Source organism: Kitasatospora sp. NPDC056731 (assembly GCF_040687675.1).
Lineage (GTDB): Bacteria > Actinomycetota > Actinomycetes > Streptomycetales > Streptomycetaceae > Kitasatospora.
Genome location: NZ_JBFBNR010000026.1, coordinates 20,563 through 34,918, shown reverse-complemented (window position 1 = coordinate 34,918; position 14,356 = coordinate 20,563). Strand labels below are relative to the sequence as shown.

Genomic DNA, 14,356 nt, shown 5'->3' with positions numbered 1-14,356 from the left:
CTCATGCGGCCGCCCCGCGCCGCTCGGCGGGTGCTCCGCACGAGCTGCGCCCTGCGACTGACTCGCTCGCTCATGCGGGCATCACCGCGGGGAGATCGCCCTCCCCGCCCTTGCCGGACTGGCCCTGCTCGGCCTGGTCCTTGGCCGCGGTCTCGGCGGTGCCACGGCCCTTGCCGTTGCCGCCCGCCGCACGGCGCAGCTTGGCGGCCGCCGCCCGGACCGGGCCCGGGGCGCGGTCCAGCACCGACTCGGTGCGGTCCGGCTCCTCGCCGGCCTTGCGCTGCTCGTGGAAGGCCAGGATCTGCAGCTCGATGGAGAGGTCGACCTTGCGCACGTCCACGCCGTCCGGGACGGTCAGCACGGTCGGGGCGAAGTTGAGGATGCTGGTGACGCCGGCCTCCACCAGCCGGTCGCAGACCTGCTGGGCGGCGCCGGGCGGGGTGGTGATCACACCGATCGAGACGTGCTGGCTCTCGACGATCGACTCCAGCTCGTCCATGTGCCGCACCGGCAGGCCGGCCGCGCTGCCGCCGACCACGTTCGGGTCGGCGTCCAGCAGGGCGGCCACCCGGAAACCGCGGGAGGCGAAGCCGCCGTAGTTGGCGAGGGCGTGGCCGAGGTTCCCGATGCCGACGATGACGACCGGCCAGTCCTGGGTCAGGCCCAGCTCGCGGGAGATCTGGTAGACGAGGTACTCGACGTCGTAGCCGACGCCGCGGGTGCCGTAGGAGCCCAGGTAGGAGAAGTCCTTGCGTAGCTTCGCCGAGTTCACGCCGGCGGCGGCGGCCAGCTCCTCGGAGGAGACCGTCGGCACCGAACGCTCGGAGAGCGCGGTGAGCGCGCGCAGGTAGAGAGGGAGGCGGGCGACGGTCGCCTCCGGGATGCCCCGGGCACGCGAGGGTCGGCGCGCGGCGCCCTGGTCGGGCGTCTGCGAACTGCTCTGTGGTGATCGGCCGATTGCCACGGTGCTCCTGTGGGTGAAGCTGGGCTTTGGCAGCCAGGCTATGCGTTTGTGAACGTGTGCACAAAGATGGTGTCCGTTTTGTCCCCACACAGTGATGCGCATCACGCCGTCGAACCCATAGCACCGCGCTCGGTCAGGAGGACGGCCGGGGCGGGCACCCCGGGCAGCCACGGGCCGTACGGCGCCTCCCGGCGCACCAGCGGGACGGGCGTGCCGGACGAACGGGAGCGGGCCCGGCCCAGCCGCGGCCAGGGCACCCGGGCCGCCTCGCGCAGCGGGCCCGCCCAGTCGTCCGGCGGGCAGGACGGGACGCCGACGCAGTGCCGCAGCAGCTCGGCGGTCACCCGGGCGTCGCCCAGCGCGGTGTGCGCCGGGTACCAGCCCAGGCCCGCCGCCTCCACGCAGGCCGCCAGGCCGTGGCCGCGGGCCTGCGGCAGGTGGGCGCGGGCCAGCCGCATCGTGCACAGCAGCGGCACGGGCGGCAGCGCGACCCCGATCCGGGCGAACTCGCGATCCAGGAATCCGTGGTCGCAGCTGACGTGGTGACCCACCAGCACCCGGCTGGCCAGCAGCTCCAGCAGCCGCGGGGCGATCTCCCGGAAGCGCGGGGCGCCCTCGACGTCCGCCTGGTGTATCCGGTGCACATGGGTCGGACCGACCGGGCCCAGCGGGTCGAGCAGGGTGGCGAACTCCGCCTCCGGGCGCAGCCGCTCGTCCAGCAGGACCACCGCGATCTCGACCACCCGGTGCCGCCACGGGCTGCGGCCGGTCGCCTCCACGTCCACCACGGCGAAGCCCCGGGCGCCCGGCGGGGCTTCGGGCGTCCCAGGGGTCGGGCCGGGAAGCATGGCGGCACTCCTCGTGTGCTCAGCCCCCCTTGGGCGCAAACGCGTTCGATCGTAAGCCGACCAACCGGCCCCGGCTCAAGCCGGACCGGGGTGTCTTTGACAACGATTCGGCGAACCGCCCCCGCCGAGCGGCGGGGGCGGCGACGGTGGCGCGCGGGAGCGGTCAGCCGCCGAGGGCGGCGCGCAGGCGGCGTTCGTCGACCCGCCAGAAGTCGTGCTGGCGGCCGTCGATCAGGGTCACCGGGATCTGCTCCCAGAAGCGCCGGTACAACTCCTCGTCCTGGGTGATGTCCTTCTCCTCGAAGGTCGCGCCCAGCTCGCCCGCCACCCGGACGATCACCTCCCGGGCGTCGTCGCACAGGTGGCAGCCGGGCTTGCCGACCAGGGTCACGGTGCGGTCGGCCGGCGCGGGCTTCGGGCTCTTGTCACGTCGCAGCAGTGGGCTCACCCGGCCATTGTCCGCCCGCCCGGCGGCCGCCCCACCGGGGCCCGGGACCGCCCGGTGTTCACCGCGCGGGCACGGCGCCGTCACGGCCGCCGCGCGCCCGGCTGGCTATGCTCGATGACATGGCCGTGCTCCGAAGGCTCACCCAGGCGAAGCGTTCCACCACCGAGCGGAGCGCCCTGGCGGGCGAGGCTGCCGCCGAGGCGGCGGCAGCTGCGCTGCAGGCCGAGCCGGAGCCGGCCACCGCCCCCGCGGAGAGCACCGCGCCCGCCGGGAGCACCGCTCCGGCCGAGAGCTCCACCGAGAGCGCCACCGAGAGCACCGCGCCCGCCGCGGGCAGGCCCGGCAAGGCGCCCAAGGCCCCGGCCGAGAACCACACCCCCGAGCCGGGCGACCCGCGCGCCGCCGCGTTCTTCGACTGCGACAACACCATCCTGCGCGGGGCCGCGATCTTCTACCTCGGGGTCGGCCTCTACCGGCGCGGCTTCCTCACCCGCCGCGACATCGCCCGGTTCGCCTGGCAGCAGGCCTGGTTCCGGCTGAACGGCGCCGAGGACCCGGAGCACATCTCGGACGCCCAGCACACCGCGCTCGGCCTGGTCGCCGGGAAGCGCACCGCCGACCTGGAGGCGATCTGCGAGGAGGTCTTCGAGCAGGTCGTGGCCGACAAGATCTGGCCCGGCACCCGCGCCCTGGTCCAGATGCACCTGGACGCCGGCCAGCGGGTCTGGCTGGTCACCGCCGCCCCGCTGGAGGTGGCCCGGGTGATCGCCCGCCGGCTCGGCATGACCGGCGCCCTGGGCACCGTCGCCGAGGCCGACGGCGGCCGGTACACCGGCCGGCTGGTCGGCGAGCTGCTGCACGGCCCGGCCAAGGCGGCCGCGGTGCACGCGCTGGCCCGGCACGAGCGGCTGGACCTCGACCGCTGCGCCGCGTACAGCGACTCGGCCAACGACATCCCGATGCTCTCGCTGGTCGGCCACCCGTACGTGGTGAACCCGGACGGCGCGCTGCGCCGCCACGCCCGGGCCCAGGGCTGGCGGGTGCGGGACTTCCGGACCGGCCGGAAGGCGGCCCGGGTGGGGCTGCCGGCGGCGGCCGCGCTCGGGGTGCTCGCGGGTGCGGCGGCCGCCGGGGTGGCCCTGAACCGCCGCCGCCGCTGCGCCTGACGGGCTCCCGCCACCCCCGGTCGCGCCCCCGCCGCCGGGCCTGCCCGAGGCCTCCCCACGGCCTTCCCGCGCGGGTGGCCGGCCGTCAACCAGGCCTCTGACCTGGCCCCTCGTACGGGCGAACTCCCGTTTCCGGTACGGCTTTCCGGCCCAATGAGCGAACCTGTCAGCCGGTGACCGGTTCTGATCGTTCGCCAGACCGGGAAAGTCGGGGGTTGCCAGGCCTCAAGACTGGGAAACCACCGGCCGGACCGCCGAATTGGTCACCCTGGGCGCCCGAACGGTCACGTTGAGCCGGATGAACGATGACAGGTCCGGTCAGAGTCAGCCGAATATGCGCGATAAATGGATCCCAAACGACCACTTCGACCACACGGTGTAGCTGTCATTGCACAAAGCGTTATTCTCTCCTGGATGCACGTCACCCACGCGCCCCGCTCGAACGGGCGGCGCGGGAGTGCTCTCCGCGCAGGCGGAGGTGATCCGTCCACAGTTCTGCCTCTGGGAGTCCCGTGTACCCACCCGTCCGGAACGACGCGCCTGCACCCTCCCGCCCGTCGTCCGCGCCCCTGCGCCCCCGCACCGGCCTCCGCGGCCGCCCCGTCGCCGACCGACAGATCTCCACCGGCCTGGACCTGCTGCGCAACCTGCTCCGCAGCCAGCTCGCCGCCTCGCCCCAACTCGTGCCCGCCGGCGCCCCGTTCGGCCACCCGCACGGCTCCGGCCTGGCGCTGCGCACCACCGCCGCCGGCTCCACCGGCACCGGCTCGCGCGGCCGCACCGGCAGCACCGGCGTCGGCCGCGGCCGCGCCCGGACCGCGCCGAGCCCCGGCTACGAGACCGAGCACAACCCGATCATGGAGCTGGTCGAGCGGGCCCAGGCCGGCGAGAGCGAGGCCTTCGGCCGGCTCTACGACCACTACGCGGACACCGTCTACCGCTACATCTACTACCGGGTCGGCAGCCGGGCCACCGCCGAGGACCTCACCAGCGAGACGTTCCTGCGCGCGCTGCGCCGGATCGGCACCTTCACCTGGCAGGGCCGGGACTTCGGCGCCTGGCTGGTGACCATCGCCCGCAACCTGGTCGCCGACCACTTCAAGTCCAGCCGCTTCCGGCTGGAGGTGACCACCGGCGAGATGCTCGACTCCAACGAGTGCGAGCGCAGCCCGGAGGAGTCGGTGCTGGAGTCGCTCTCCAACGCCGCCCTGCTGGACGCGGTGCACCGGCTCAACCCGCAGCAGCAGGAGTGCGTGACGCTCCGCTTCCTCCAGGGGCTCTCGGTGGCCGAGACCGCGCGGATCATGGGCAAGAACGAGGGTGCCATCAAGACCCTCCAGTACCGCGCCGTCCGCACCCTGGCCCGGCTGCTGCCGCCGGACGCCCGGTGAGGCCGCGGTGACCGGAGGAGGCATAGCCGGCGGGCGGCCCGACGGGCCGTCACCATCCGTACCCGACCGACACGTCCGGGTGAACGGTCGATCCGATGATCAGTCGTGCGTAACCCACCGCCCGCACCACTCGTTGGCCAGCGTGCAAGTCCCCACCAGGCGTACGGTCAAGCCGAATTGCGACCTGTCACCCGATGGAGTGGCTTTGGCCCGCCGAGGCAACCGTCCGGCAGGCCGGGGTGTCGACAACGACGAAGGGAGGTGTGGCCCGTGACGGCAAACGTGCTGGAGCACCGACGGGCGAAGGCCTTCGCCGAGGCGCTGGAGGCCCACCGGGCGGAGCAGCGCGGCGCAGCGGACGCCGAATCGGCCAACACCGCTGCCACCGGCGCCGGTTCGGTCGCAATGGCCCAACTGGTCGGCCTGACCGACGCACTGGGCGCAATGCCCGGACCAGCGCTGGACCCGGAGGTACGGACCGTCCAACGCGCGCAGCTGATGGCCGCGTTCGAGCAGGCCTTCGCCGGCGGACCGGGCGCCACAGTGCCCCGCCAACGCCGGCACCGGGCCATCCGGACGGCGCCGCGCGGCCGCTGGAGCCGCCGGTTCGCGATCGGCGGACTGGTCGCCGGACTGGCCGTCGGCAGCCTCGCCGGCGCCGCCGCCGCCAGCTCCAACGCCCTCCCCGGGGACACGCTGTACGGCATGAAGCGCGGCCTCGAAGGGCTCAGGCTCGACCTGGCGGACACCGACTCCGAACGCGGCGAACTGCTGCTCGACAACGCCGCCACCAGGCTCGGCGAGGCCAAGACCCTGGTCGGCCACCCCGGCCCGGCCACCGGGCTCAGCCCGGGCACCGTCGAACGGGTCCGCCGCGCGCTGGACGACATGCACGCCGACGCCATCAAGGGCCGCGAGCTGCTCCGCTCGGTCTACCGCAGCAACGGCTCGCTCGGCCCGATGCGCGCCCTGGCCGGCTTCGCCCAGGGCGAGGACGGCCGCTGGACCGAACTGGTGGGCCAGCTGCCCGTCCAGCTCACCCAGCAGGCCCACCTGGTCGACCAGCTCTTCGACGACATAAGCGAGGACGTCGCGCCCCTGCGCCTGGCCCAGCCCACCGCCAAGAGCGGTGGCCCGGCCGGCACCGGAGCGGGCGGCGACACGGCCGGCCCGGCCACCGGCGGCGCCCCCGCCGACACCCCGGCGAACGGCTCCGGCACCGCGCCCGGCGACGGCCCGGCCCAGGGTGGCGGCACCGGTGCGAGCAGCGGCGGCAACAATCGCCCCGGCGGCACCGAACGGGCCCCCGCCAGCACCGGCGCCAGCACGCCCGGCGGCATCGGTGCCAAGGGCGGCGGCCTGCCCGGCACCCTGCCCAGCAGCTCGCCGGACGCCGTCAACGGGCTCGTCGGGGACCTCACCAGCGGGCTCACCGGCGGCAAGACCTCGCCGAGCGCCGTCCCGGCCCCGCCGCAGGCACCGCAGCAGCCCTCCGGCACGCCCAGCGCCCCGGCCGCCGGCCAGCCGCAGGGCGTCGAGGTGCCCCCGCTGATCCCGGGCCTGCTGCCCGGGCTGCGGCTCCTCGGCGGCTGACCGGGCGACCGACCGGGCGACGCAGGGCCCCGGCGATCCCTGGAGTTCCAGGATCTCCGGGGCCCTCGGCCGTGCCTCCCGGATCAGCCGCGCCTCGGAAGCCGCGGGAGACCCCAGGGGTCGCGGGAGACCTAGAAGAACACCGACCGGCGCTGCACCAGCAGCTTGTAGAGCGTGTGCTGGATCGTCTCGCGCACCTCGTCGGCCAGGTCGAAGACCAGCATCGGGTCGTCCGCCGCCTCCGCCGGGTACCCGTCGGTGGCGATCGGCTCCCCGAACCGGATGGTCCACTTGGTCGGCAGCGGCAGCACGCCCAGCGGCCCCAGCCACGGGAAGGTCGGCGTGATCGGCACGTACGGCAGGCCCAGCAGCCGGGCCAGCGTCTTCACGTTGCCGATCATCGGGTAGGTCTCCTCGGCGCCGACGATCGAGCACGGCACGATCGGCACCTTCGCGCGCAACGCCGAGGAGACGAAGCCGCCGCGCCCGAAGCGCTGGAGCTTGTACCGCTCGGCGAACGGCTTGCCGATGCCCTTGAAGCCCTCCGGCCAGACCCCGACCACCTCGCCGCGCTCCAGCAGCGCCTGGGCGTCCTCGTTGCAGGCCAGCGTGTGGCCGGCCTTGCGGGCCAGCTCGTTGACGCCCGGCAGCACGAACACCAGGTCGGCGGCGAGCATCCGCAGGTGCCGGTGGTGCGGGTGGTGGTCGTGGATGGCGACCTGGGTCATCAGGGCGTCCAGCGGGATCGTCCCGGAGTGGTTGGCGACGATCAGCGCGCCGCCCTCGGCCGGGATGTTCTCGACGCCCTGGACCTCGATCCGGAAGTACTTCTCGGACAACGGGCGCAGCAGGGCGAGCAGCACCTCCTCGGTGAGCTCCCGGTCGAAGCCGAACTCGTCCACCTCGTAGTCGCCGGTGATCCGGCGGCGCAGGAAGGCCAGCCCGTCCGCGGCCCGGCCCTCCCAGCCCTTGCCGAACAGCCGGGTGGCCGCCGAACCGAGCTGCCCGGACAGCGCCCCGCCGACGGCGTCGGCGAGCCGGTCGGCTGGCCGGTCGGCGGGCCCGGGGTCGTCGGGCGAGGTCCAGCTGGGGGCGGACTCGATCGGGATGACCCTGGCCTCGCCCGGCGCGTTCTCGGCTGCGGCACTCATCGCGGGTTCAGCTCCTGGGTCGGCGGGGGCGGTCGGTACGGACGGTGGGGACGCCGGCGGCCGGGGCCCGCACCGGGCCGAGCAGGGCGGCCAGCCGGTCGGTGACGGCGGCCAGCCGCTCGGGCGGCAGCAGGCCGGACCCCCGCGCGGCGGCGAAGTCGGCGAAGGCCTCCGGGGTGGTGAACGCCGGGCGGTAGCCGAGCGTCTCGCGCAGTCGCGTGGTGTCCACCACCCGGCCGTGGGTGAGCAGCCGCAGTTGTTCCGGCGAGACGTCCAGCAGCCGGGTCTGCCGGGCCAGCCCGGCCATCCAGCTGACCGCGGGCAGCAGCAGCGGCACGGTCGGCCGGCCGAGCCGGCGGGCGCACTGGGAGAGCAGCAGGACGCCCTCCCCGGCCACGTTGAAGGTCCCGGTGTTGACGGTGCCCGGTTCGGCCTCGGCGGCGGCCCGGCAGAGCACCGCGACGGCGTCGTCCTCGTGCACGAACTGCAGCCGGGGGTCGTAGCCGAGGACGGTCGGCAGCACGGGCAGCGCGAAGTACTCGCTGAGCGGGGTGTCCGCGGCGGGACCGACGATGTTGGCGAAGCGCAGGACCGTCACCGCGACGTCCGGACGGCGCCGGGCGAAGCCGCGGACGTAGCCCTCGACCTCCGCCGCGTCCTTGGCGAAGCCGCCGCCGGGCGGGTTCTTCGGCTGGATGCGCTCGGTGAACACCGCCGGGTCGCGGGGCGCGGAGCCGTAGACGCCGGTGGTCGACTTCACCACCAACCGGCGTACCCCGGGCGCCTTCTGGCAGGCGCCGAGCAGCTGCATGGTGCCGATGACGTTGGACTCCTTCACCGCGGAGCGGTTGGTGGAGCCCAGGCCGGTGGCGCTGACGCTGAGGTGGACCACGGTGTCGACCCGGTGCTCGGCGATCACCCGGGAGACCGCCGGGCGGCGCAGGTCGAGCTGGTGGAAGCGGTACTCGGCGGCCGGTCCGTCCGGCTCCTCGACCGGCAGCCGGGGCGGCTGCACGTCCACGCCGACCACCAGGTCCACGCCCGGACGGCGGCGGACCTCGGCGGCGAAGCGGGCACCGAGATGGCGTGCCACGCCGGTGACGAGCACGACCACGCCCACGGTGTGCACCCCATTCCCTCGGCCCGAGCGGCCTGCGTGCACCGTACCGCGCCGCCCTGCCGGGCCGTGAAACGACACCGCCCGCCCAGGCCGAGGCCTGGGCGGGCGGTGGAAGCGCCGGGCGCGCTGAGCGCGGCCGGGGGCGCTTACTTCTTGTTGCGACGCTGAACGCGGGTCCTCTTCAGAAGCTTGCGGTGCTTCTTCTTGGCCATACGCTTGCGACGCTTCTTGATGACAGAGCCCACGGAACAACCCTCGCTCACTGAGACTCGCGCCCGTGAGAGACGGAGTCCATACGACTGACGGACGGCCTAGCCTACCGTCCACGGGCCCTGGGCCGTAATCGTGCTCCCGGTGACCGGGAAACTCGCGGGGAATCCCCGGCGAACGGGGGTGGGATCCGCAGCTGCGGCCCCACCCCCGCCCACCCGGAACTACGCGCTCTCAAGCCTCACGTAGGACTCCTTGAGGTACTCGTGCACCGCCTGCTGGGGCACCCGGAAGGACCGCCCGACCCTGATGGCCGGCAGCTCTCCGCTGTGCACCAACCGGTACACCGTCATCTTCGACACCCGCATGACCGAGGCAACCTCCGCCACGGTCAGGAAGACGACTTCCTGCAAGGGGCGTTCGCCGGAACTCATGACCATCACCCGACCCTTCACCCGTGTGCAAGGCACCGGCTTCCCCTCCGGTGACTCCACCGGCACACGTGTATCCCCAGAGTAGTTATGGGTGGTACCAGTGGGAAGAGGGGAGGTGCGGTCCTCGTACGGTGAGAGATAGGACTGTTGCAGTACGTAGTCACTCGGCGGAACGCGGGAGCGGGCATACGCACGGCCCACCCGCACCTGGGCCGGGAGGCCGGTCTCAGGCCAGGAGTCCGAGGTGGGGGAACACCGCGCGGCGGCTGGCGAGGATGGCCTGATCGAGTCGGTCGGCCGGATCGTAACCCGCGTCGAAGTCGCGCCAGACCGGACGGGCGCCGTCGGTCATCCGCAGCGGGGCGGGCCGGCGGGTGCGGCGGTAGACCTCGGCGCGCCAGGACTCGGGGGTCTCGGTGGCCGGGTCGACGGGCCGTCCGGCGGCGGTGGCGACCAGGTGGGTCCAGGTGCGCGGGACGACGTCCACGACGGCGTAGCCGCCCCCGCCGGTGGCGATCCAGCGGCCGCCGGTGAGCTGGTGGGCGAGGTCGTGCAGTTCCTCGGCGATCATCCGCTGGGCGTCCAGCGTGACGGCGAGGTGGGCGAGCGGGTCCTCCAGGTGGGTGTCGGCACCGTGCTGGGTGACCAGGACCTGCGGGCGGAAGGCGGTGAGCAGTTCGGGCACCACGGCGTGGAAGGCGCGCAGCCAGCCGGCGTCGCCGGTGCCGGCCGGCAGCGGCAGGTTGGCGGCGGAGCCGGGGGCGTCCGGGCCGCCGGTCTCGGTGGGCCAGCCGGTCTGCGGGAAGAGCGTGGCGGGGTGCTCGTGGAGCGAGATCGTGAGCACCCTGGGGTCGTTCCAGAAGGCCTGCTGGACACCGTCCCCGTGGTGGACGTCCACGTCGACGTAGGCGACCCGCTCGGCGCCGAGTTCGAGCAGCCGGGCGACGGCCAGCGCCGGGTCGTTGTAGACGCAGAAGCCGGAGGCCTTGCCGGGCATCGCGTGGTGCAGTCCGCCGGCGAAGTTCACCGCGTGCGGGGTCTCCCCGTGCCAGACCGCCTCGGCGGCGGCCACGGACTGACCGGCGATCAGCGCGGAGGCCGAATGGATCGCGGGAAAGGCCCAGTTGTCGTCGGTGCCGAGCCCGTGCCGGGGATCCGACTCGTCGGGGTGGGCGGCGGCGTATTTGACCGCCTCGACGTACTCCCGGGTGTGCACCAGCCGCAGGGTGGACTCGCCGGCGGGCGGTGCGGCCCGCACCGTCACCCCGGGCCCGGCGTCCAGTCCGAGGGCCTCGACCAGGCGCATGGTGAGCGCCAGCCGGGTCGGGTCCATCGGGTGGCCGGGGCCGAAGTCGTAGGCGGTGACGGCCTCGTCCCAGAAGAGGTGCAGGCCGCAGGGGGTGTCACGCTCGGCGTCGGGCATGGCCTCCACCGTAGCGGGTGGGGGTGGCCGGGCCTTGTCCAGGGCGCGCCGAGGGCGGGGCTCAGGGCCCCCGCGGAGGCCCTACAGACAAAACCTTCACGACTTCATATCCTCTCCGCCATGAAGCCATTCAGCGCGCAACGCCTTGGGGTAATTCTCGCTGCATTACTGGGACTTGGCCTGCTCTTTGCCGCCCAGCCGGCCTCCGCCGCGGTCAGCGGCAGCTCGTTCGCCGTCGACAAGAAGACGGCGGCGCCGGGCGACCAGCTGACCCTGACGCTCTCGCTCACCAACACCGAGACCACCGACATCTACTTCGCCTACGAGTACATCCAGCCGATCTGGCCGGCCAACCAGCAGGCCGGCGCGTTCACGGTCACCGGGTGCTCCGGTGACTCCACCGACTGCGCCTTCGGCGGGAACAACGCGAACTTCCACTTCCGGGCGCCGATCGCCCCGGGCGAGACCCGCACCGTCGCGGTCACCGTCCAGATCACCTCGGCCCCGACCTGGACCGGGCCGTACACCCTGAACTGGGCACCGTACGTCTACTACGAGTACTACCAGTCGGGTGGTGGCATCAAGGACCAGCTGTGGGCCAACGGCCTGCCCGAGCTGGCCACCGTGATCGGCTGACCTCCCGTCCCGCTCGCCCTCGCCCCCGTCACACCGTGGCGGGGGCGAGCGCCGGAGCCGGGGCGAAGCGCTCGGCCAGCGGCAGGACGGCGAGCACCAGCAGCATCGGGGCGAGCAGCGCCCAGCGGTACGAACTCGCGTCGGCGATCGTCCCGACCAGCGGCGAACCGATCAGGAAACCCACGTAGTTGAAGAGGTTCAGCCGGGCCACCGCGGCGTCCGAGTCGGCCGGGAACAGCCGGCCCCCGGCCGCGAACACCTGCGGGATGATCGCGCAGATGCCGAAGCCGAGCACGGTGAAACCGGCGATCCCCACCCAGGCGGTGGGCGCGGCGGCGGCCAGCGCGAAGCCGAGCGCGGCCAGCCCGGCACCGGCCCGGACCACCGGGACGGCGCCCCAGCGCTGCACGGCGCGGTCGCCCAGCGCGCGGCCCAGCAGCATCGCGACCATGTAGCCGAGGTAGGACAGCTTGGCGACATCCGCGGCGCTGCCCAGGCCGTCGGTGAGGTACTTGACGCTGTAGTTGGAGACCGAGGCGTCGGCGATGTACGCGAACGCCATCGCCAGGCACAGCGGCAGCAGCGGCCGCCAGGGGATGGACCGCGCGGCGGCCTCGGCGGCCTCCCGTACGGCGTCCCCGAGTTCGGCCGGTCCGGCGAATCGGGCGCCGGTCAGCAGGGCCAGCGGGGCGATCACCGCCGCGGCCGTGCCGAACAGCACTGGCAGGCCGAGGTCATAGTGCGAGCCGAGGCCGGCGAGGGCCGCCCCGAGGATGCCGCCGAGGCTGAACGCGGCGTGGAAGCCGATCATGATCGAGCGGCCGTAGCGGTGCTGCAGGCCCACCCCCAGCATGTTCATGCTCGCGTCGAGCGCGCCCACCAGCAGGCCGAACGCCCCGAGCGCGACGGCGAGTTGCCAGAGCGTGTCGCCGAGGCCGGCGCCCGCGAGGCTGAGGCAGACCAGCGGCTGGACGACCCGCAGCACGGCCCGTGCGCCGGTGCGCTTCACCAGCTGCTCGGAGGTGATCGAGCCGACCCCGGCGAGGATCGGCACCGCGGCCAGGAACAGCGGCAGCAGCGCGTCGCTCAGCCCGTACCGGTGCTGGATCTCCGGAATGCAGGTGACCAGCAGCGCGAAGGTGGTGCCCTGGAGCAGGAAGCTGACGGCGAGCGCGGCCCGCCCGGCGCGCAGGCCGGGCGGGATCGCGGGTGACGCGGCACTCATGACGGACCTCGCTACTGGCCGGTACGACGATGTTGGCGAGAGCGTAGGCGGTGGACCGCGATTGCGGGAGGGGTCGCGCAGGGACTTTCCGCCGTCGGACGGAAGGCCGGGCGCAGGGCCGGGCGGAACGGGTCGGAACAGGGCGGGTCAGAGCAGGGCGGGTCAGAGCGGAAGGGGCCGGAGCAGGGCAGGTCAGAGCAGGGCGGTGACCTCGGAGAGGTCGGCGATCAGCCCGGTGGCCCCGGCGGCGGTCAGCTTCGCCGGGTCGGTGAGCGCGGTGTAGCCGTACACGTCCATGCCCGCGGCCCGGGCCGCCAGCACGCCGTTGGGGCTGTCCTCGACGACCAGGCAGCGGGCCGGGTCGACGCCGAGGGTGCGGGCGGCGTGCAGGAAGAGGTCCGGCGCGGGCTTGCCCACGCCGACGTCCTGGGCGCTGAAGATCCGCTCCTCGGCGACGTACCCGCGCAGGCCGGTGACGTCCAGCGCGGTGCGGATCCACACGTGGTGCGCCGAGGAGGCCAGGCAGTAGGGGACGGAGCGCTGCCGCAGTTCCTTCAGCAGCTGCTCCGCACCCCGGACGGCCGTCAGCTCGGTGCCGAACGCGTCGAAGACCCTGCCGTGGAACAGCTCGTCGAAGCCCTCCGGCAGCGTCGCGCCGTCGTGCCGCTCGGCGATCACGTCGTGGATGCGGTGGGCGGCGCAGCCCATGAAGTCCCGGTAGGAGTCCTCGACCGTGGTCGGGTAGCCGAGTTCGGTCAGGTACGCGGCCAGCACCCGGTTGGAGAGCGGCTCGCTGTCCACCAGGACACCGTCGTTGTCGAAGATCACCAGGTCGTAGGCCATGCCGTCGAGCCTACCCAGTCGGCTACTTGCCCCCGGAGGCGAGCTCCCGGGAGCGGTCCCGGGCCGCCTCCAGGGCGCCCAGCAGCGCGGCCCGCACCCCGTGGTTCTCCAGCTCGCGGATGGCCGCGATCGTGGTGCCGGCCGGGGAGGTGACTGCCTCGCGCAGCTTCACCGGGTGCTCGCCGGAGTCGCGCAGCATCACCGAGGCGCCGATCGCGGACTGCACGATCAGGTCGTGCGCCACCTGCCGGGGCAGGCCGAGCAGGATGCCGGCGTCGGTCATCGCCTCGACCAGGAAGTAGAAGTAGGCCGGGCCGGAGCCGGAGAGCGCGGTGGCCGCGTCCTGCTGGGCCTCGGGCAGCCGCAGCGCCTTGCCGACCGAGCTGAAGATCTCCTCGGCCCGCTCCAGGTGCTCCTCGGTGGCGTGCGAGCCGCCGGAGATGACGCTCATCCCCTCGTCCACCAGGACCGGCGTGTTGGGCATCACCCGGACCACCGGGGTGCCGGCCGCCAGCCGCTCCTCGAACCAGGCGGTGGGGATGCCGGCCGCGGCCGAGATCACCAGCCGGTCCGCGCCGACGTGCGGGGCCAGCTCCTCCAGCAGGGTGCCCATGTCCTGCGGCTTGACGGCGAGGATCAGGGTGTCGGCGAGCTTGGCGGCCTCGGCGTTGGAGGCGGCCACCACGCCGTAGCGGGCGGCGAGTTCGGCGGCGCGCTCGGGGCGGCGGGCGGTCACCAGGACGTCCGCCGGGTCCTTGCCGGCCCGCAGCAGGCCGGAGAGCAGGGCCTCGCCGATCTTGCCCGTGCCCAGGAAGGCGATCTTCTGTCCGTGTGCTGCGCTGGCGCCCATGGCCGCTCCTTACCTCGGTACTGCGGCCATCCTCGCACCGCGCGGGGGCACCCG

At 73.8% G+C, this 14,356-nt stretch carries 15 protein-coding genes; 4 read left to right on the top strand and 11 right to left on the bottom strand.

Annotated elements, in window-relative coordinates:
• Positions 1 to 70 precede the first annotated feature (70 nt).
• The 3 genes from AB0R04_RS25100 to AB0R04_RS25090 form a co-directional block, all read right to left on the bottom strand.
• The gene (locus tag AB0R04_RS25100; RefSeq protein WP_363375013.1) at positions 71 to 958 is read right to left on the bottom strand and encodes a redox-sensing transcriptional repressor Rex; all 888 of its coding nucleotides are present in this window, start codon (positions 956 to 958) and stop codon (positions 71 to 73) included.
• 107 nt (positions 959 to 1,065) lie between these two features.
• Positions 1,066 to 1,812, bottom strand: a complete 747-nt coding sequence (locus AB0R04_RS25095; RefSeq protein ID WP_363374883.1) for a 3'-5' exonuclease — start codon at positions 1,810 to 1,812, stop codon at positions 1,066 to 1,068.
• A 163-nt stretch (positions 1,813 to 1,975) separates the two neighbouring features.
• Positions 1,976 to 2,260, bottom strand: a complete 285-nt coding sequence (locus AB0R04_RS25090; RefSeq protein WP_363374880.1) for a glutaredoxin family protein — start codon at positions 2,258 to 2,260, stop codon at positions 1,976 to 1,978.
• A gap of 119 nt (positions 2,261 to 2,379) precedes the next feature.
• On the opposite strand from AB0R04_RS25090, the gene AB0R04_RS25085 reads away from it, so the two are divergent.
• From AB0R04_RS25085 to AB0R04_RS25075, 3 genes are all read left to right on the top strand, one after another.
• Complete coding sequence (locus AB0R04_RS25085; RefSeq protein ID WP_363374879.1) at positions 2,380 to 3,426, top strand: HAD-IB family hydrolase; 1,047 nt, start codon at positions 2,380 to 2,382, stop codon at positions 3,424 to 3,426.
• A gap of 569 nt (positions 3,427 to 3,995) precedes the next feature.
• Entirely contained in the window at positions 3,996 to 4,817 is an 822-nt protein-coding gene (locus AB0R04_RS25080) for an ECF subfamily RNA polymerase sigma factor, BldN family (protein WP_063351307.1), read from the top strand.
• Between the two features lie 270 nt (positions 4,818 to 5,087).
• Positions 5,088 to 6,410 carry a DUF5667 domain-containing protein gene (locus AB0R04_RS25075; RefSeq protein WP_363374877.1) on the top strand — a complete coding sequence of 441 codons (1,323 nt, stop codon included), beginning with the start codon at positions 5,088 to 5,090 and terminating at the stop codon, positions 6,408 to 6,410.
• 131 nt (positions 6,411 to 6,541) lie between these two features.
• On the opposite strand, the gene AB0R04_RS25070 is transcribed toward AB0R04_RS25075, so the two are convergent.
• The 5 genes from AB0R04_RS25070 to AB0R04_RS25050 form a co-directional block, all read right to left on the bottom strand.
• Entirely contained in the window at positions 6,542 to 7,561 is a 1,020-nt protein-coding gene (locus tag AB0R04_RS25070; RefSeq protein ID WP_063348850.1) for a 1-acyl-sn-glycerol-3-phosphate acyltransferase, read from the bottom strand.
• A 7-nt stretch (positions 7,562 to 7,568) separates the two neighbouring features.
• Positions 7,569 to 8,681 (bottom strand): NAD-dependent epimerase/dehydratase family protein, encoded by a 1,113-nt coding sequence (locus AB0R04_RS25065; protein WP_363375009.1) that lies wholly within the window; start codon positions 8,679 to 8,681, stop codon positions 7,569 to 7,571.
• Between the two features lie 146 nt (positions 8,682 to 8,827).
• Positions 8,828 to 8,926, bottom strand: coding sequence for an AURKAIP1/COX24 domain-containing protein (locus AB0R04_RS25060; RefSeq protein WP_003948845.1), 99 nt, complete (start codon positions 8,924 to 8,926; stop codon positions 8,828 to 8,830).
• 189 nt (positions 8,927 to 9,115) lie between these two features.
• Entirely contained in the window at positions 9,116 to 9,325 is a 210-nt protein-coding gene (locus AB0R04_RS25055) for a helix-turn-helix domain-containing protein (RefSeq protein WP_063351305.1), read from the bottom strand.
• A 226-nt stretch (positions 9,326 to 9,551) separates the two neighbouring features.
• Complete coding sequence (locus tag AB0R04_RS25050; RefSeq protein ID WP_363374874.1) at positions 9,552 to 10,748, bottom strand: acetoin utilization protein AcuC; 1,197 nt, start codon at positions 10,746 to 10,748, stop codon at positions 9,552 to 9,554.
• A gap of 120 nt (positions 10,749 to 10,868) precedes the next feature.
• On the opposite strand from AB0R04_RS25050, the gene AB0R04_RS25045 reads away from it, so the two are divergent.
• Positions 10,869 to 11,384 carry a DUF11 domain-containing protein gene (locus AB0R04_RS25045; protein ID WP_063348848.1) on the top strand — a complete coding sequence of 172 codons (516 nt, stop codon included), beginning with the start codon at positions 10,869 to 10,871 and terminating at the stop codon, positions 11,382 to 11,384.
• A 28-nt stretch (positions 11,385 to 11,412) separates the two neighbouring features.
• Here AB0R04_RS25045 and AB0R04_RS25040 read toward each other — a convergent pair whose 3' ends face one another.
• The 3 genes from AB0R04_RS25040 to proC all read right to left on the bottom strand — a co-directional run bounded on the left by AB0R04_RS25040 (position 11,413) and on the right by proC (position 14,302).
• Positions 11,413 to 12,609 carry an MFS transporter gene (locus tag AB0R04_RS25040; protein ID WP_363374873.1) on the bottom strand — a complete coding sequence of 399 codons (1,197 nt, stop codon included), beginning with the start codon at positions 12,607 to 12,609 and terminating at the stop codon, positions 11,413 to 11,415.
• A gap of 192 nt (positions 12,610 to 12,801) precedes the next feature.
• Positions 12,802 to 13,452, bottom strand: coding sequence for an HAD family hydrolase (locus AB0R04_RS25035; RefSeq protein WP_363374871.1), 651 nt, complete (start codon positions 13,450 to 13,452; stop codon positions 12,802 to 12,804).
• Between the two features lie 22 nt (positions 13,453 to 13,474).
• Complete coding sequence (gene proC, locus AB0R04_RS25030; protein ID WP_063348845.1) at positions 13,475 to 14,302, bottom strand: pyrroline-5-carboxylate reductase; 828 nt, start codon at positions 14,300 to 14,302, stop codon at positions 13,475 to 13,477.
• Positions 14,303 to 14,356 lie beyond the last annotated feature (54 nt).

Excerpts from the sequence above, each read along its gene's own strand:
- AB0R04_RS25050 (WP_363374874.1), bottom strand. The coding sequence starts at position 10,748 with ATGCCCGACGCCGAGCGTGACACCCCCTGCGGCCTGCACCTCTTCTGG.
- AB0R04_RS25055 (WP_063351305.1), bottom strand. The coding sequence starts at position 9,325 with ATGAGTTCCGGCGAACGCCCCTTGCAGGAAGTCGTCTTCCTGACCGTG.
- AB0R04_RS25040 (WP_363374873.1), bottom strand. The coding sequence starts at position 12,609 with ATGAGTGCCGCGTCACCCGCGATCCCGCCCGGCCTGCGCGCCGGGCGG.
- proC (WP_063348845.1), bottom strand. The coding sequence starts at position 14,302 with ATGGGCGCCAGCGCAGCACACGGACAGAAGATCGCCTTCCTGGGCACG.
- AB0R04_RS25085 (WP_363374879.1), top strand. The coding sequence starts at position 2,380 with ATGGCCGTGCTCCGAAGGCTCACCCAGGCGAAGCGTTCCACCACCGAG.
- AB0R04_RS25070 (WP_063348850.1), bottom strand. The coding sequence starts at position 7,561 with ATGAGTGCCGCAGCCGAGAACGCGCCGGGCGAGGCCAGGGTCATCCCG.
- AB0R04_RS25095 (WP_363374883.1), bottom strand. The coding sequence starts at position 1,812 with ATGCTTCCCGGCCCGACCCCTGGGACGCCCGAAGCCCCGCCGGGCGCC.
- AB0R04_RS25045 (WP_063348848.1), top strand. The coding sequence starts at position 10,869 with ATGAAGCCATTCAGCGCGCAACGCCTTGGGGTAATTCTCGCTGCATTA.
- AB0R04_RS25035 (WP_363374871.1), bottom strand. The coding sequence starts at position 13,452 with ATGGCCTACGACCTGGTGATCTTCGACAACGACGGTGTCCTGGTGGAC.